Annotated in this window: 16 protein-coding genes; 7 read left to right on the plus strand and 9 right to left on the minus strand. The window is 34.3% G+C overall.

The window, feature by feature from the left end; translation table 11 throughout:
* Window positions 1–17 precede the first annotated feature (17 nt).
* On the minus strand, window positions 18–788 hold the full coding sequence (locus tag EA652_RS03760; RefSeq protein WP_006280099.1) for a response regulator transcription factor: 771 nt from the start codon (window positions 786–788) through the stop codon (window positions 18–20).
* A gap of 325 nt (window positions 789–1,113) precedes the next feature.
* On the opposite strand from EA652_RS03760, the gene EA652_RS03765 reads away from it, so the two are divergent.
* From EA652_RS03765 to EA652_RS03780, 4 genes are read left to right on the plus strand one after another with little or no spacing between them, the layout of a single operon-like run.
* A complete protein-coding gene (locus EA652_RS03765; RefSeq protein WP_006280098.1) occupies window positions 1,114–2,097 on the plus strand; it encodes an NAD(P)H-dependent glycerol-3-phosphate dehydrogenase in 984 nt (327 codons plus the stop codon).
* A gap of 19 nt (window positions 2,098–2,116) precedes the next feature.
* Window positions 2,117–2,599 (plus strand): phosphatidylglycerophosphatase A family protein, encoded by a 483-nt coding sequence (locus EA652_RS03770; protein ID WP_006279290.1) that lies wholly within the window; start codon window positions 2,117–2,119, stop codon window positions 2,597–2,599.
* Window positions 2,589–3,368 carry a GNAT family N-acetyltransferase gene (locus tag EA652_RS03775; protein ID WP_121721688.1) on the plus strand — a complete coding sequence of 260 codons (780 nt, stop codon included), beginning with the start codon at window positions 2,589–2,591 and terminating at the stop codon, window positions 3,366–3,368. The genes EA652_RS03770 and EA652_RS03775 overlap by 11 nt, the downstream gene beginning before the upstream one ends.
* 42 nt (window positions 3,369–3,410) lie before the next feature.
* The gene (locus tag EA652_RS03780; RefSeq protein ID WP_006280096.1) at window positions 3,411–4,547 is read left to right on the plus strand and encodes a hypothetical protein; all 1,137 of its coding nucleotides are present in this window, start codon (window positions 3,411–3,413) and stop codon (window positions 4,545–4,547) included.
* 3 nt (window positions 4,548–4,550) lie between these two features.
* Here the strand turns inward: EA652_RS03780 and EA652_RS03785 are convergent, their stop codons facing one another.
* Both EA652_RS03785 and ybeY read right to left on the minus strand, forming a co-directional pair.
* Window positions 4,551–5,339 carry a succinate dehydrogenase iron-sulfur subunit gene (locus tag EA652_RS03785; RefSeq protein ID WP_012673259.1) on the minus strand — a complete coding sequence of 263 codons (789 nt, stop codon included), beginning with the start codon at window positions 5,337–5,339 and terminating at the stop codon, window positions 4,551–4,553.
* Between the two features lie 86 nt (window positions 5,340–5,425).
* Window positions 5,426–5,878, minus strand: coding sequence for an rRNA maturation RNase YbeY (gene ybeY / locus EA652_RS03790; RefSeq protein WP_010082473.1), 453 nt, complete (start codon window positions 5,876–5,878; stop codon window positions 5,426–5,428).
* A gap of 24 nt (window positions 5,879–5,902) precedes the next feature.
* Here ybeY and EA652_RS07550 point away from each other — a divergent pair, with 24 nt between their 5' ends.
* The gene (locus EA652_RS07550; protein WP_255322244.1) at window positions 5,903–6,034 is read left to right on the plus strand and encodes a hypothetical protein; all 132 of its coding nucleotides are present in this window, start codon (window positions 5,903–5,905) and stop codon (window positions 6,032–6,034) included.
* Between the two features lie 228 nt (window positions 6,035–6,262).
* Here EA652_RS07550 and EA652_RS03800 read toward each other — a convergent pair whose 3' ends face one another.
* The 5 genes from EA652_RS03800 to EA652_RS03820 form a co-directional block, all read right to left on the minus strand.
* Complete coding sequence (locus tag EA652_RS03800; RefSeq protein WP_007549395.1) at window positions 6,263–6,661, minus strand: EVE domain-containing protein; 399 nt, start codon at window positions 6,659–6,661, stop codon at window positions 6,263–6,265.
* Entirely contained in the window at window positions 6,661–7,857 is a 1,197-nt protein-coding gene (ftsZ, locus tag EA652_RS03805; protein ID WP_010962790.1) for a cell division protein FtsZ, read from the minus strand. Before ftsZ ends, EA652_RS03800 begins: the two co-directional genes overlap by 1 nt.
* Before the next feature lie 248 nt (window positions 7,858–8,105).
* Window positions 8,106–8,555, minus strand: a complete 450-nt coding sequence (locus EA652_RS03810) for a hypothetical protein (protein ID WP_007552865.1) — start codon at window positions 8,553–8,555, stop codon at window positions 8,106–8,108.
* A gap of 83 nt (window positions 8,556–8,638) precedes the next feature.
* A complete protein-coding gene (locus EA652_RS03815) occupies window positions 8,639–10,111 on the minus strand; it encodes a YifB family Mg chelatase-like AAA ATPase (RefSeq protein WP_147435546.1) in 1,473 nt (490 codons plus the stop codon).
* Entirely contained in the window at window positions 10,032–11,663 is a 1,632-nt protein-coding gene (locus EA652_RS03820) for a recombinase family protein (protein ID WP_012673261.1), read from the minus strand. The genes EA652_RS03815 and EA652_RS03820 overlap by 80 nt, the downstream gene beginning before the upstream one ends.
* A 312-nt stretch (window positions 11,664–11,975) precedes the next feature.
* Between EA652_RS03820 and EA652_RS03830 the strand changes: the two genes are divergently transcribed.
* Entirely contained in the window at window positions 11,976–13,172 is a 1,197-nt protein-coding gene (locus EA652_RS03830) for a hypothetical protein (protein WP_007549549.1), read from the plus strand.
* Complete coding sequence (locus EA652_RS03835) at window positions 13,138–14,247, plus strand: hypothetical protein (protein ID WP_012673262.1); 1,110 nt, start codon at window positions 13,138–13,140, stop codon at window positions 14,245–14,247. The genes EA652_RS03830 and EA652_RS03835 overlap by 35 nt, the downstream gene beginning before the upstream one ends.
* A 15-nt stretch (window positions 14,248–14,262) precedes the next feature.
* Here the strand turns inward: EA652_RS03835 and EA652_RS03840 are convergent, their stop codons facing one another.
* Window positions 14,263–16,278 carry an AAA family ATPase gene (locus EA652_RS03840; RefSeq protein WP_012673263.1) on the minus strand — a complete coding sequence of 672 codons (2,016 nt, stop codon included), beginning with the start codon at window positions 16,276–16,278 and terminating at the stop codon, window positions 14,263–14,265.
* Between the last annotated feature and the right edge of the window lie 20 nt (window positions 16,279–16,298).

The raw sequence follows: 16,298 nt of genomic DNA on the forward strand, positions 1-16,298 counted from the left end.
TTAAATGTGTAGGCATTTCATGCGTTGTCCTTCACTTGTTCTGCTTGATAGCCATCACTACTTTCGCCTACATTAACATTAGAATATTCATCATCATCAATATACTCTTTCAGAACATACCCTCTGCCCCAAACGGTTTCTATGTGGCTTTTTCCATCATTTGCACTTTCAAGTTTCTTACGTAATTTGCACATAAAAACATCAACTATCTTGTTATCTGAAGGTTCATCTAAGCCATTGTAAAGATGATTTAAGAACATTTCTTTTGTTAATACTGTTCCTTTACGCAGTGCTAGCAATTCTATCATAGAATACTCTTTATTAGTAAGGTGAACCGTTTTACCTTTCACCTCAACAATCCTGTGATCAAAATTGATATTTATATTACCAATCTTTATCACCGATTCAGGATGGCCTTTAGTACGACGCACTATGGCCTTAATTCGAGCTAATAACTCACTTTTATGAAATGGTTTGGTTAAGTAATCATCGGCACCATACCCGAGTCCTTTAGCTTTGTGATTGACAGCGGATATACATGAAAGTATTAAGACAGGAACTTTGATTTTTGCACTTCTTAGTCTTAGCAATATATCATATCCGTCAATATCACCAGGCAAGTGTATATCTAAAATAACTAGGTCATAGTAATCTCCGTTTGAGGAAACCATATTATTGTTATAATCTTGTGCAGAAGTAACAACGTCACAGAAATGTCCATCAGAAGTTAAGGCGTTAACCACAGTCTTTGCACTTACTTGATCATCTTCAATTAATAATATACGCATATTTTACACCCCATAAATAATTTATAATTTTAGTAATATATATAACTAAGGAAAGTAATAAATCAAATTTTTATTAACAAATGATCAAAATTACACTTATTAATTAATAGTAAATATATTGTTCCAAAGTTATATAAATAGATCTAAAATATAATAGACATACCATGATAGTAATAATATTTTTAGTAAATATTGAATTAAAGTTACTATTATTAAAAGAATACTTCGGTTAATAAATATTTAACTATTCTATATGTCTGTGTTATATTTTTAATTTACTTATCCTACTATTTTAAAGTATAAGTAATATTTTCAGGAATATTGTGTGGCAATATCAATTTTAGGTGCTGGTGCATGGGGTACAGCAATCGCAATTTCATTAGGTAGTAAGAAAGATGTGATTTTGTGGACTCGCAATGAAACTACATTTGAATCAATCAACGGGAAAAGAGAAAGTGACAAGCTACCCGGTTGTCGAATTTCTGATAATGTGTCAGTAAAATTGGCTATTGAAGACACAATTAATGCTTCAGTAACAATCCTCGCTGTTCCCACTCAGTCTCTGAGGAAGGTATGTCAGCAATTGCATAATTGTAATCTGAAAAAAGATGTAGCAATAATTTTAGCTTGTAAGGGAATAGAAAAGTCTACATTAAAATTACCTAGTGAAATAGTAAATGAAATTTTACCTAACAATCCTATTGCTATTTTTTCAGGTCCTAGCTTTGCTGTAGAAGTTGCAAGAAAATTACCCTATTCAATGGTTCTTGCATGCCAAAATAACACATTAGGTTCAAAGCTAGTATCAGAGCTGCAACAAGAAAATGTTAAATTGGAGTTTAGTAACGACATTATAGGAGTACAGATTTGTGCAGCGTTAAAGAACGTTTTTGCTATAGCGTGTGGGATTGTTCTAGGTAGTAAACTTGGGTTTAATGCTCATGCAGCATTGATTACGAAAAGTATGAGCGAAATTAAGGCTTTATACTCAGCAAAAATTGGTGACGGTAGTGTGGATATAAATACACTACTTGGGCCAGCATGTCTGGGTGACCTAATTATGACATGCACATCCTTGAATTCAAGAAACTTATCTTTTGGGTTTAAAATAGGTAATAGTGACAATGGCTTTAATGTTCAGCAGATTTTGTCAGAAGGCAAGTCAGTGATTGAAGGTTTTAGCACTGCTGAGTCCATATTTAATTTAGCAGGAAAGCTAAAGATAAAAATGCCTATATGTGAAGCGGTCTATAGATTATTGTATGAAAGCGCCTCTATAGAGGATACTATTTCTGTTCTTATAAGTTAATTTTGTATTTGGATATATTGTGAAATTTTTATATAAATTAATATCAACGTGGTGGCTGTCTGGAACAGTAAAAAAAATGCCAGGTACTGTGGGTAGTTTGGCTTCTTTTCCGCTTGTTCCTGTAATCCTGAGCAACAAAATTTTAGGTGCAGCAATTATTTCTTTTTTATTCTTAATTGGATTATGGTCTACAGGTAATTATATAAAACATTACAAGACTTCATGTGATCCAAAAGAGGTAGTAATTGACGAAGTGGTTGGTCAATTGCTGACGATACTTTTAGTTTCGATATTGTTAAGCCAAGAGATGAATTGTTCTTCATTGTTGTTGTGCTTTTTTTCTTTTAGGTTTTTTGATATAATAAAAACGTGGCCTATAAATTTAATCGATAAAAATACCAAAGGTCCTTTAGGTATTATGCTAGATGACGTTATAGCTGCAATTTTAGCCTGTGTTCTTATAGGAGCCTTTTATTGTTTATTGTTGGTGTATGCAGGATAAAAAAATTTATTATTCAAGCTTAATTGTTCAAAATCTAAAGGATTATATACTGTACACAGCGAATTTATCTGAGTGGGAAGTACACGATGAATTTGATAACATCATATTTACAATAAATGGTACCAGGGAGTCATTATTTAATTTTGTGTTCTGTGGAGATCAATGTACCGAGCTTTCTATACAAAAAACTCTAGATTATCTCAGAACAAGAGATATAGAAGCAACATGGGTAATAAATTCACATATGAAAATAAGAGATATTTTAGAAAAGTGTGAAATAAAACACGTTAGCACACCAAAAAAAGCTTTACTTAATATGAAAAATTACTTTTTACCTGCTGATGTTATTCCAAACTTGAGGTTAAATGCTGTGAATGGTAGCAACCTCTTAGAACAGTTAGATCTACACACTTCTAAAATTTTTTATCATGGCGTTGGAATTGTCAGCACATTTTTTCGCGGATTATCAAATTATGATGATAAGAACTCAAGATTAAGATTTTTTCTTGTAACACTAAATAATGAAATTATTGGGACATGCGGTCTTTATGTTCAAGATAGCGTAGCTGGTTTTTATAGTGATGGAGTTTTACCAATTTACAGGAATCGTGGAATAGGTACCCAAATAGTTTTAGAAAGAATAAAGATAGCTAAACAGCTTGAATGCAAATATATAGTAGCACATTGTATGAAATCTTCTGTGAACCTTTATAAGAGATTGGGCTTTCAAATGTTAGGCAATCTTTACTTATATACCTCTTCAGCATAATTCTGAGCGGTTACAAATTTTTACATTTGTTTTAAAAGTGCTATGTTTTTTTTGTATGAAGTGGTTTTAATATTGATTCTAATATTATTCTTTCTCTCTTATTCTAAATTAAAAATTAGTAATAAGATTAAGAACTTACAGCATCAAAATGTTATCATAAATAATTTAATTGATACTGTGAATGATGGGTTTTATATTTGGGATGCAAAAAAACGTATAGAAAAGTTCTCTCCCAATTTACTAATTTTGCTTAATACTGTTTTTTACTCATTTAATGAGTTTGTGAATTTTTTTGAGCAATCAGAAAGCTTAATCAAAAATTTTGTTGAGGCAAAGGAAATAAATAAATCTTTTACTCTAGATTTAAAGTCAAAAGACAGTGAGGTTTATTGCATATGTTACGGTAGAAGCATAATAGATGATTCTAACAATGTGATAGGTGTGCTGTTATGGATAAGGAATGTCTCAGACTGTAAGATAAAGGCTAACGGACTTGAGTTAGAAAATAGTAAGCTTACACAGGAAGTGGAGAGCTATAAAAACGTTTTCAACTCTTTACCATTTCCAATACTAAGATATAACAAGAGTAGAAAGGTGGAATTTTATAACTTGTTTTATGATAAATATGTAGATGGTTCTAAGAAATTTGCTATTACCGGTAGCGCTCATAGCACAAAACCAGGAAGACATGTCATAACTTATAAGAACGAACCTAAGGTTTTCGATTTTGTTAAAATTCCAATACAAGGTTCTGGTAGCATAGTAATGTATGGGAAAGATGTTAGTGATGCAGAGAAATTATATACTGAATTAAACAGTGATTTAGCTACACAGAAAAATTTGCTTGAGAGGTTACCGGTTGCTATAGTAATATATAGTAAGAATCAAAAGCTAAAATTTTATAATAATGCTTTTATAAAAACCTTTCAATTTGACCCAAAATTTTTGGCATCTTACCCAACTTATCACGAAGTTATGCTTTACCTCTTCGAATCTAAAAAGCTTTTAGAAAAAGAGGATTTTCAAACTATTAGTAACCAAAGACATGAGTTGTTCAAAAAATTATTTGAATCGTACGATGATACGATGCACTTCACAAACGGAAAAGCGTTCAGGGTATTAACAATACCCTACGCTTCGGAAGGTTTGCTGTTCTCTTACGAAGAATGCAAAAGATAATACTTAAACTCCTTCTCTCTCTACCATGAGCTGTTTTACTTTCGCTATTGCTCTTGCTGGATTAAGTCCTTTAGGACAAGTTTTTGTGCAATTCATTATTGCATGACAACGATACAACTTGAATGGGTCGTTTAAAACATCAAGTCTTTCACCTGTCTTATTATCACGGCTGTCAGCAATCCATCTGTAAGCTTGTAATAGTATTGCTGGTCCTAAAAATTTATCACTATTCCACCAGTAGCTTGGGCAACCAGTCGAACAGCAAGCACATAATATACAGTCGGACAAGCCATCTAATTTTTTTCTATCTTCAGAAGATTGAGAGTATTCTTTATTTGGTAGGGCAGGCTTATCTGCTTGTAACCAAGGTTTAATTGATTTGTATTGCTCATAAAATTGGCTCAAATCCGAGACTAGGTCCTTTATTACATACATGTGAGGTAATGGATATATTTTTACGTCACCTTTTATATCATGTATAGATCTAGTACATGCAAGAGTATTGGTTCCGTCAATATTCATGGCACAAGATCCACATATGCCTTCTCTACAAGAACGTCTGAAAGTTAAAGTCGAATCTATTTCATCCTTTATTTTTATTAATGCATCAAGTACCATAGGGCCACAACTATCCATATCAATAAAAAATGTGTCTATTCTAGGGTTTTTCTCGTCATCAGCAGACCAACGGTAAATTTGAAATCTTCTGATGTTTTTTGCTCTAGCAGGAATAGGATAAATTTTGCCCTTTTGATTAATTTTAGAATTCTTTGGCAAAGAAAACTGAACCATATCACTTACCTTTTATTGTTTATAGCTAAAACCCTTTGTAGATAACATATTTTATTATCATCTACTATATTTTTATTAAATTCCTTTTAAATCGCACACATATTGTAGCCAAGCGAAGCTAAAATCTCTCTTTCTAGATTTTTCATTATAATTTCTTCATCTTTTTTTTGGTGATCATAACCAAGTAAATGCAGTAATCCATGCACTAACATGTGTGCAATGTGAGCAAGAATGGGTATATAATACTCATGCGATTCTCTTTTTATTGTGTCTATTGAAATTGCTATGTCTCCTAAATCGCACTCATTAGACAATTGTTCATACGGAAATGATAGTACGTTAGTTGGCTTATCCATTTCTCTAAATTTTAAATTAAGTTGATGTAGCAAGTCATCATCAGCCAGAGCTATTGATATATTTGGTTTATAGTGGTCTATTTTTAATTCTTTTAGAGAAGCATTGATGACACCTAATACAAAATTTTTAGGATTTTCTATAATGCTGCACCATTTCTTGTCAAGAATATTTACTTCTAACATGAGTGACACATCAGTAAGGGTGTCATGCAAATAGCTGACACTGGAATCCAAAAAAGAAGAGTTATAGACCCTTGTGTCATGTACACAACTGTACGAATATTGTACACTAGAAGGATGTCATCCCAGTGTCTAGGCACTGGGATCCAGGAATTTTGATTAGACATCAAGTTAGTGAATATAAAAGTAGCTAATCTTATATTAAAACACAACGGCTTTAATGTGGTTGCATTAAGGCTGGATTCCAGTGTCAAGCACTGGAATGACACCTTTGTGTTTGATGCAAAATCGGCTATAACGTTTAATGCACTGCCTTCGAGACAAATATTCATACAGCTGTGCGTTGTGTGCTGAGATGACATCATTTAGGAACTGAAATGACAGGTATTACACATCACTCATCCTTATTATTTCATTCCATTCAATTTCCGAAACTGGGGCAATTGATAAACGTGGTTGTTTTAATATAGTCATATTTTTCAAAAGTGGGTTTTGTTTTATATTATTTAACGTTACTTGGTTATTTAAAGGTTTCAAAAACTTTACATTCACTAATCCGAACTTGGGATCATTAACATGATAATACTCTTTAAATACTTCAACGATTCCAAGTATTGCTTTCTCTTTACCTGTATGATAAAAAAACGCAAGATCGCTTGCTTTCATAATTTTCATGTAATTTTGAGCTTGATAATTGCGCACACCATCCCACTCAACTACCTGCTCCTTTTCCATTTTTTGCCATGAGTATTCACTTGGCTCTGACTTAAGTAGCCAAAATTGCATTATTTTTTTCTTCTTAAGTAAGCTGGTATATCATAGATATTGCTGCCCCACTTAGCTCCTTCGCTTACCTGTTCAGCTGGTTTTGTTTCCAGTGTTTTGTCTTGTGTACTTTCACTTTGACTATATGGCCACTTAAATTTCTCTTTCTCTGAGTCTTCGCTCTGACTTATAGGTGAAGTTTCTGATTTATTATTGCGACCATCAATGCCAGTTGCAAGAACAGAAACTCTAACTCTTCCCTCCATCGCTTGATCAAAAGTAGCACCAAATATTATATTTGCATTTTCATCTACTTCTTCACGCACTCTATTGGCTGCAGCATCAACTTCAAACAGAGTCATATCTCCGCCACCAGTAATGTTAATTAATATTCCTTGCGCACCTTTCATTGATACATTATCAAGCAATGGATTAGATATTGCAGCCTCTGCAGCACTAATTGCTCTATCTTCTCCTTCTGCCTCTCCGGTGCCGATCATCGCTTTGCCCATCTCGCTCATTACTGTTTCTATATCAGCGAAGTCAAGATTGATAAGCCCTGGCATGACCATCAAGTCAGTTACTCCTCTGATGCCAATGTGCAGAACATTATCAGCAAGTTTAAATGCATCAGAAAATGTAGTTTTTTCATTTGCAATTCTAAATAAATTCTGATTTGGAATGACAATAAGTGTATCCACGTATTTTTGCAGTTCTTCAAGTCCAAGCTCTGCAATGCGCATACGGCGCACACCTTCAAAACCGAACGGTTTAGTTACAACTCCAACAGTCAATATCTTTTTTTCTTTTGGCGCTCTATCCTTAACTGCGGCTCTTGCTTCTCTGGCTGCTTTTGCAATTACCGGTGCTGCACCGGTTCCAGTACCACCGCCCATTCCTGCTGTGATGAAAAGCATATGACTATCTTTTATATGCTCCATAATCTCATCAATTGACTCTTCTGCTGCACCTTTGCCAACATCAGGCAAAGCACCAGCACCAAGCCCCTTAGTTAAATTAATGCCAAGCTGAATTTTTTTATCACATAACGACTTTTCTAGTGCTTGAGCATCGGTATTTGCGACAACAAAATTCACTCCTTGCAAATTAGATTGGATCATGTTATTCACAGCATTTCCACCAGCACCACCCACTCCCACAACGGTAATCCTTGGGTGCAATATAGGTAACTCCGGCAGACTAAGATCAATAGACATTTAAATTACTCAAATTTAGCGAATTCACTTGATAATAAGTTACCGCTTTTTTAATAATATGCAAATACTTTTCACTTCTATAGGCGTAAACAGTAAACGGGATTTACTTATTCTTAACATTTATACTAATAAGTGCCGTTAATTATAATAACTAGATTCTTAGATGACATCACTTAACCGATGCAAAAAATAGAAAACGTTTATAAAAAGGGACAGAAACCTATCCCTTTTTATTTTGTTGAAGATTATTATACTTCCTGACCTTTCCCTTTCAATGCTTCAACTGCAACATCTTTTAATTTTGAGGCAACTTGATATGTTCCATAAACAGCAGCAACTGCAGCAATTGCCATTATGGCACCCGCAACTATCTGACCAGCAACACCTGTTCCGATAAATCCAGGTAATGAAGCAGCTATTGCTTGATTTGTTCCAACAAAGTAACTGGCAGTCTTAGCAAGAAACCCAGAAGCTTCTGCTGCACTAACAAAGCCTGCTTTCATATGCATTGCTGTAAAGACAACACTTGCAACTGCAAGCGGAAATAATGCTGTTCTCCCTTTATTATGCATAGCGTACTGACCAGCTCCACTAGCAGCACCGGGAATTCCCCAGTATTTTTCAGCTTGTATATATCCTTGTGGAATAGCATAAAAAATGCCATCCCCTTTTCCATACTCATAATTTGTTAATGCCATAACTCTACTCCTTAAATAGAATGTTAAAATTTCATTAAGGAAGCATATAGTAAAAAAAATTGCCTGTCAAGTAAACTAATTTTTTAATATACCTTTATTCTGTAATTGAGCGCTTCAGCAATGTGTGCTCTTTTTACTTCTTCACTTTTTGCAAGATCTGCAATAGTTCTTGCAACTTTTAATACGCGTGTGTAGCCTCGATTGGAAATGTAATTTTCTTTCAGTACGTATTTTAGCAATTCTAACCCTGCCTGATCTGGTTCAGTAAATTTATTAAATGCTTCACCGCTTACTTCTGAATTGCAACGAATATTTAATTCACTATAGCGCTCAGTTTGAACTTTTCTTGCTGCTATCACTCTTTCTCTTATGATTTTAGTACTTTCTCCCTCCACAGAGATTTCAGGAGAGAGTATGCTAACGTTTGGCATTTCAATGCATATGTCTATTCTATCAAGCAATGGGCCTGATATTTTGTTTTTGTAATCTGTGCCACACTTTGGAGCTTTGTTGCACGATCTGCTTGCATCACCTAAATAACCGCACCTGCAAGGGTTCATTGCAGCAATCAGTTGAAAATTTGCAGGGTAGGTTATGTGAGCATTTGCCCTTGCAACGGTAACTTTTCTATCTTCAAGTGGTTGGCGCAGAGAATCAAGCACAAGTCTTGGAAATTCTGGCAACTCATCAAGGAATAACACGCCATTGTGAGCCATGGTAATTTCTCCAGGTTTTGCATTCTTTCCTCCCCCTATCATCGCTGGCATAGAGCATGAATGATGAGGTTCACGAAAGGGACGAGTTACTTTGAATATTTCATTACCAGTTTTTGTTATGCTGGAAATAATATTAACATCAATCATCTCCTGTTCGGTTAAATCAGGCAGCAATCCTATAAAGCGCTTAGCAAGCATTGATTTTCCAGTACCAGGAGGGCCAACAAGAAGCATATTATGCCCACCTGCTGCTGCAATTTCAGCTGCTCTTTTTGCAACAACTTGGCCTTTGATATCCTTCATATCGGGAACCAATCTTTTTTCTTTGGGTGCATCACTATAATTAAAAATTACTGGCTGAATTAATTGCTCACCCTTAAAGTGTCTGATAATATCAGTTAATTTCTCTATAGCCAGAATTGAAACATTCTTCACCCATACAGCTTCTACACCATTTCCTCTCGGGCAAATTATTCCTTTATTGTCCTTTTTTGCATTAATTGCTGTTGGCAGCACACCTGAAACTGGAATAACTCTGCTATCAAGAGCCAGTTCACCCATGATTATATAAGACTGAACTTTTTCAACTGGTATCACATTCATTACAACAAGTAGTCCAATAGCAATAGCCAAGTCATAATGACTGCCTTCTTTCAGCAAATCCGCAGGGGAGAGATTAACTGTAATTCTTTTTGGAGGTAGTAGTAGATTGATTGAATTTAACGCTGCTCTGATGCGTTCTTTGGATTCCGCAACAGTTTTATCTGGCAATCCAACAATATTGACTGCTAGTACAACATTGCATAATTCTATTATGCCTATTTTGATCAAAATTTGCAAGACTTTTTATGCGAAATACTATGTATAAGTGGTTGTGGTTGATTTCAATTTGATGAATTAACATTCTAATAATATTTTGCTTAGTCTGCCAATCTACTTGATCAAGCTTTGATTCAACACTTGAGGAAAAGTTTTTCAAGCTATCTGTAACAAGGCTCAATTCTTGTTGTAATTTCTTTTGATCAAGTACTTTTTCTTTTTCCTCCTCAATTTCTTTCAAATGCTGTTTCATTGTTGTAATTCTTGGCTCAAATTCTTCTTGGCTTATAAACCCTTTGGCATAGCTATCGATAAATTTTTTGATACTTAATCTTAACTTACTTTCTTGCTTTTCACGTGTTTGATTATGTAAAGGTTTTTTGTTCTCTGACAATCTACGTTGATATTCATTTGCAATCCTATCTGGCTCTTTTAATATACTCTTAACTTCCTCCCATACGACTGTATCGAGTACATCAGTGCGTATTGATTTATTATCGCAGATTTTATTGCCATTAAATTTGCTAGAGTTTGTACCAGAGCAACGATAGTAATAATATGTCGACTTTTTATGAACGTGGTTTGTACCACAATAAGTATATTGACAACGTTGGCATACCATTAAACCTTGTAATAAATATGTTTCTCTTCTTTGCCGTACTCTTGCTCTTTGTCTATTTTCAGCTAATTGTGTTTGCACTGAATCAAATAAATTTTCATTGATTATTTTTGGTACTGGAATATAAGTCCAATTCTCTTTATCACTATTAAAGCGACCACTTTTAAGTTTACCACAAGTTCCTTTTTTTGATTTTTTTACTTGTGGTTTTGAGCATGTCCTAGTTTTACCATAAGCTGCTTGTCCTATATAAGCAGGATTTTTTAACATGTTCCAAATAGTGCTCCTTTTCCAATACCTTTTTCCTGTTCGTGTTATTATCGGTATCTTATTCAGTTCATGTACAACTTCTCCTATACTTGCTCTTTCTTGGCCAACCCGACTAAATATTTTACGCACTATATTTGCCTCTTCTTCATCAACCTCAAATTGAGCACTTCCTTCACCTACATGTTTTGCTATGTAGCGATAACCGTAAGGCGCCCTACCCATCACACTTATACACCCAGCTTTGGCCGCATGAAGTTTACCTCTACGGTTTCGTTCCATAATCTTTGCACGTTCATACTCTGCTATTGCTCCCTGAATCTGTAGAAATAAATGGGAATCAGGATTATCATCAAACTTATGATTCAAAAATACTATTTCAGATCCAGCCTTTTTAAACTCTTCGAGTAAGATCATTTGATATGAAAATTTACGTGATAGCCGATCAGGTGAATGAATATATATCTTATCAATCTTACCTTCTGCTACTCTATCACGTAAACTCTCTAAGCCAGGACGTTCTAAATTTGATCCACTATAACCATTATCGACAAACCTGTGCTCATCTAATAACTCATGTCCATCACTACTAATGCGACGCTCCAGTTCTACAATCTGACTCTCTATTGTATTCTCCTGTGCCTGTTGTCTTGATGAAACTCTTGCATACAAGCTTACCGTTACCATTTTCTTCTACCTCCTTTATTTTATATTTCAATAATTGTTCATAAGCATTTGCCAAATATGTACTCGCCAATCTGTGAGGTTCATAACGGCAATTAATAGTTAATTCCCCTTTTTGCATGTTTTTCTTCCTGTGAGTTTTTTTATAAGGTTAGGAGACTCCTATTAAACTAAATCAACGCACACCTTATTTAAGAAAGCTGTCTAGTTCACACAAATTCTCCCTAATAAATATACAAGATTTGAAAAAATTATGTCCAAAAAATCTTTGCTTAAATTATCATATTATATATGATATAGCTTATTTAAAGTATCATGAATGTTTATCCAAGTAATGAATTCTGGGAGAGTGATTTAGAAGTTCCTGTTAACCTCTTACTAGAACGTTTTCAGGATTCTAATGTACGTCAATCTTGGTTAGATTCCCTTTCTGGTAAACAACTTAGCATCATTTTTCAGCATTGCTTTAAAAATCATTTAAATGGGCAACTTTTTCAGGACGGAAATTATGACGATAGATCCACTCAACAAAAACGTAAGATACTTACCAGTTACTCTGACTCTCTTTTTGACTATTATCTCATTAGCTACTTTGATCGTACAAAACTTGAGGCTACAGTTAGTGAAGTAGCAAGATTTGCTCTGACTGAGAAGTTAATGAGATCGTACCTGGTAAAAAACAATACCAAGTATGATAAAAGATCCTTATTGTTTTTACTATTTCACATAAATTGTGAACTTCTAAAATCTGTCTATCACTTTGATAAAGTACAAAAGAGAGGTTTCGTATCATTTGCTCTACAGAAATCACCAAGACAAATAAACACTTCATTCAAGGAATTTATGTCACAAGAAGCTGTAGAGCAGATACTGAAGTTTGAAAACCAATTGCAGGGTTTTTTCCATCATCAAGATCGGATATATATGTTTGTACGTCGAGGAAGTGACATGGATTTACTGCTTAATTCAAACAAAGTTGTTCATGGCCATAAACCTGAGTGGATGATTTTAGATTTTTCGATTGATGGTACAAAGGTTAATCTCTGTGCTAAAAATACCAATAAAGCTGTGGAAATAGCAAATAGTATTGTAAGTGGTTATTTTAACTGCGAATGTACTTTTGTAAATATACAAGATAAGAACTTTCCATTACAAGTGTACAAATTTCTTCAAGCATGTATAGATGGTTCTGACCCTGACATTTGTATATTTGAGTTAAATTTTAAGTCAGATTATTTTAAAAATAGTAATACATATCTTACTTTGAGTGTAAAGCCATATGATCCTATTGCACCAGAGTTACATATTTTAAAGCCAGCTATTGGCAACATACTACAATCTATTCAATCAGCTAAAGTAATGTTCCAAAACAAAAAGGTAACATTTTCTTTCAAAATAAGTGGGGAAGTTTATTATTCAGAGCATCCACTCAATAAAAAAGAAAGAGAGGACCTGAAGAAACATATGGAACAATCTTATGGTCTTAAAATCCTTTCACGAGCAAATTGCTGATCTTTTAAGTTTGAATAATTCCTGGATCAATCCAAGTCAAAATCATATTAAAGCAGCAAGATACTTATTTGATCTTGGATTGATAAAAATGCAAGAAAGGTGCTATATTGTTTGTTCTCGTGAAGAAGATCATCTTGATTGGCCGAATGTAATTGATCCAAGTTGTAGCAATGAGATTTTTATTGATCCAGACTTTGATGAAGCATGTGATGACGCTATTTGTGAAAACTGCTCTCGTCATATTTTGCCTAATACTTATAAAAAACAGAGATTTCATCTCTTATCCATATACTTAAATACAGAGAGAATCATAGACTGGTTTGAAATAAAGTTGAATGATTCAAGACTTATGTGGGAAAAAGTAGAAAAAGGAGTTTATTATATTTGTAATCAAGGTCGCATTGTAAATCTAATAATCCTTGATTTTTGTACTGATGCGATATTTTTAACAATAGATAAACTTAGAGTCCATCCGACAGTTCTAATAACTCTAAAAAAAGATATACCGAATCTATTATTGAGTTTATATGTAGTGCCAATGGTGAAACTGTTTTGTCAGCTTAAAACTTTAACTGAGATATTTCAAGAAGCAGCTAAAAGAGGAGTACCAGAGGTAGTAGAAAATACTTCTTTGCAAGTTTTACCAGCTTCATATATTTCGCTTAAACGTATTGAACCAATTATACCAACAAAGCTTTTGGAGTTACAAGTAGTTAAAGGTATGGTATATGTTAATAGTATTGAAGTTATAAATAAAAAAGCTGCATCATGTCTTAATATTTTTCGAATATTATTTAGGCAATTTTTACATGACTGCGAGAAAGAGTTACCACCTGAAAAACATACGCTTCTCAATATTAATCAGTTAGAAAAGCTCTTGGGACTTAATTTAGAAGCAGATTTAGAACAACAAATCAGAAAGCCATTAAATAAGATGCAAAGAACAATCAAATCTATACTTGCTGAGAAATTAGGATTAAGTATTGAACGTGATGATGTAATACAAACACTTGGTTGGCAAAGATCATCACATGGTTATCGTATTAACCCTTTTACTTTGACTATAAAAAAATAGAATCAACTATGTTTTTTAAAAATTTTCAGCTCCATGAGTAAATTTTCCAACTCCACGTGCAAATGGTCCTGTTTTTACATCAAGCCATTTATCTTCTTTTGAACCATTAGCCATTCCTTTAACTATTTGCTTTGCTTGTAAAAGCTCCTGAACTATACGCTCTAGTCTATCCCTTCCCATACTATGAAAAACTTCAGGCAATCTATGTCGTTGTTTATGTATTCCTGCACTTCCTGTATGAGTAAATGGATGTCCTGAACTAGCAGCTCGCGCAATTGAATCAGTAAGATATATTTTAAGATCTTTATCGCTAATATTTTGAGCTTTTAATTGTTCAGTGATGTCTTCCAATAGCCCTGTTTCTTCATTTCTTAGGTAAGTGCGTATGGTACGATCAGCCAGGCCATTTGCTTTAACAACAGCTCCATAAAATAGTGCATTTTGTCTTGGGATTTTTCCAATTGACCTAAAAATCATTGGTTTAGTCATATCTTCAACAGGCCAAAAAGCAAAAGAACACCTGACTCCATTTACGAGAGCAGAAGTGCCTCGAATAGCATCTCGTGCTTGCTCTACTGTTGATATAGGCTTTTCTCCCTTCAGCTTTCTCATATGATGTGCAGTAATTATTGAAGCTCCAGTGCTACATGCTAAATCAGACAATAAACACATGAGGTAATCTCCTACTGCTGGATCAGCATTTAAATCTGCATGAATGAAAGAAGCAAGAGGATCAAATATAATGAGCTTCAAATCTTTTACCTTGCTCAGCTGTTTCACTACAGACTCAAATTCTGGAGATATTTCTACAACTTTACCGCGAACATTCTTAAGTATGGTAAATGATCCTCCTATATTTGGCAGTGGTACAATAAATAGCCTGTCTTTATATTTTAATCTCTCGCATTTTGGATCAAGTCGTTCTAAGCGACGATGTATTTCATTTGTATCATCCTCTGCAGAAAATACCACCACAGATCCGTGTTCAGTAACAAGTTGGCCAAATCCACACACCTGATCTACGCTACCTGCAACCTTAAGGGCTAGGTCAAGAAGTAGCATACCTTTACCAGTATCACCCATTGCAGCCAAAATAGATGTTACACCCAAAGGAAATAATCCTTCAACCAAGAATCTTTGCTTTGGTACTGGGCCTACAAAACGCTCTACGCTCCAACTAAAAATATCAAGTGGTGGTTTAATAATTATTTTTCTTGAGTTTTTTTCGATAAATTCTTCAATATTTATTCCCTCTAACAGACAATCAGCAGCATCCCAACTCTTTGGTTTATTCGGTGGAATCTTAAGCATAGCAAGTGATGCAACACCAAGTTCTAAAAGTTTCTTTTCAACGTTTTTGGCATATTTATTACCTGCTTCATCGTTGTCTGGCCAAATGATAACATGTTTACCTCTAAGAGGAGTCCAATCTGTTCTATCAATAGGTGCATTTGCTCCAAACATCGCAGTTGTAGCTGTAATTCCTTTCTCTATAAGTGCTTCTGCGCATTTTTCTCCTTCAACCAGAATAACCTTATCGGACTTTAAAATACCTGGAATGTTGTAGAGTGGCCTGATCTCTGGCTCTTTGAATTTTTGTCTTTTAACATCAAATGGTTTAAACTGTTTTTTCTCTAAAGGAGGATCATAACGATAGACTATTACAATCAATTGGTTATTTTCATCGTAGTAATTCCAACTACAAGTCAGATATTGTTCTAGATTTCTGATATTGTTTTGTTTCTTAAGACCAAGCCATTCACTTATTGAAGCCATTACTTCAGGAAATTCTATTTTGGCATTTTTCCCATGTACCGTTGCCCAAAGATCAATAATGTCACCGCCTTCTCCTGTTGCAAAATCTTTCCATAATCCAGCTCTTTCGCCTGTTAATTCTATTACAGTACTTTTGCCTTTGTTACCCTGTACATCACCTACATAAAACTTATCACCACGAAATGTCCCTCTTGGTAGTAGATGAAAAAGACAAGATCTGATATTTTGCAAAAGCTGAGTCTTTAGCTCTACCATAGTATCCGTTTTTTGCGGAC

Origin of the sequence: Wolbachia endosymbiont of Drosophila ananassae (genome assembly GCF_008033215.1) — a bacterium.
Taxonomy (GTDB): domain Bacteria; phylum Pseudomonadota; class Alphaproteobacteria; order Rickettsiales; family Anaplasmataceae; genus Wolbachia; species Wolbachia pipientis.

Excerpts from the sequence above, each read along its gene's own strand:
- EA652_RS03800 (WP_007549395.1), bottom strand. The coding sequence starts at position 6,661 with ATGCAATTTTGGCTACTTAAGTCAGAGCCAAGTGAATACTCATGGCAA.
- EA652_RS07550 (WP_255322244.1), top strand. The coding sequence starts at position 5,903 with ATGCAAATAGCTGACACTGGAATCCAAAAAAGAAGAGTTATAGACCCT.
- EA652_RS03785 (WP_012673259.1), bottom strand. The coding sequence starts at position 5,339 with ATGGTTCAGTTTTCTTTGCCAAAGAATTCTAAAATTAATCAAAAGGGC.
- EA652_RS03810 (WP_007552865.1), bottom strand. The coding sequence starts at position 8,555 with ATGGCATTAACAAATTATGAGTATGGAAAAGGGGATGGCATTTTTTAT.
- EA652_RS03840 (WP_012673263.1), bottom strand. The coding sequence starts at position 16,278 with ATGGTAGAGCTAAAGACTCAGCTTTTGCAAAATATCAGATCTTGTCTT.
- EA652_RS03780 (WP_006280096.1), top strand. The coding sequence starts at position 3,411 with ATGTTTTTTTTGTATGAAGTGGTTTTAATATTGATTCTAATATTATTC.
- ybeY (WP_010082473.1), bottom strand. The coding sequence starts at position 5,878 with ATGTTAGAAGTAAATATTCTTGACAAGAAATGGTGCAGCATTATAGAA.
- ftsZ (WP_010962790.1), bottom strand. The coding sequence starts at position 7,857 with ATGTCTATTGATCTTAGTCTGCCGGAGTTACCTATATTGCACCCAAGG.
- EA652_RS03835 (WP_012673262.1), top strand. The coding sequence starts at position 13,138 with ATGGTCTTAAAATCCTTTCACGAGCAAATTGCTGATCTTTTAAGTTTG.
- EA652_RS03775 (WP_121721688.1), top strand. The coding sequence starts at position 2,589 with ATGCAGGATAAAAAAATTTATTATTCAAGCTTAATTGTTCAAAATCTA.
- EA652_RS03760 (WP_006280099.1), bottom strand. The coding sequence starts at position 788 with ATGCGTATATTATTAATTGAAGATGATCAAGTAAGTGCAAAGACTGTG.
- EA652_RS03830 (WP_007549549.1), top strand. The coding sequence starts at position 11,976 with ATGAATGTTTATCCAAGTAATGAATTCTGGGAGAGTGATTTAGAAGTT.
- EA652_RS03820 (WP_012673261.1), bottom strand. The coding sequence starts at position 11,663 with ATGGTAACGGTAAGCTTGTATGCAAGAGTTTCATCAAGACAACAGGCA.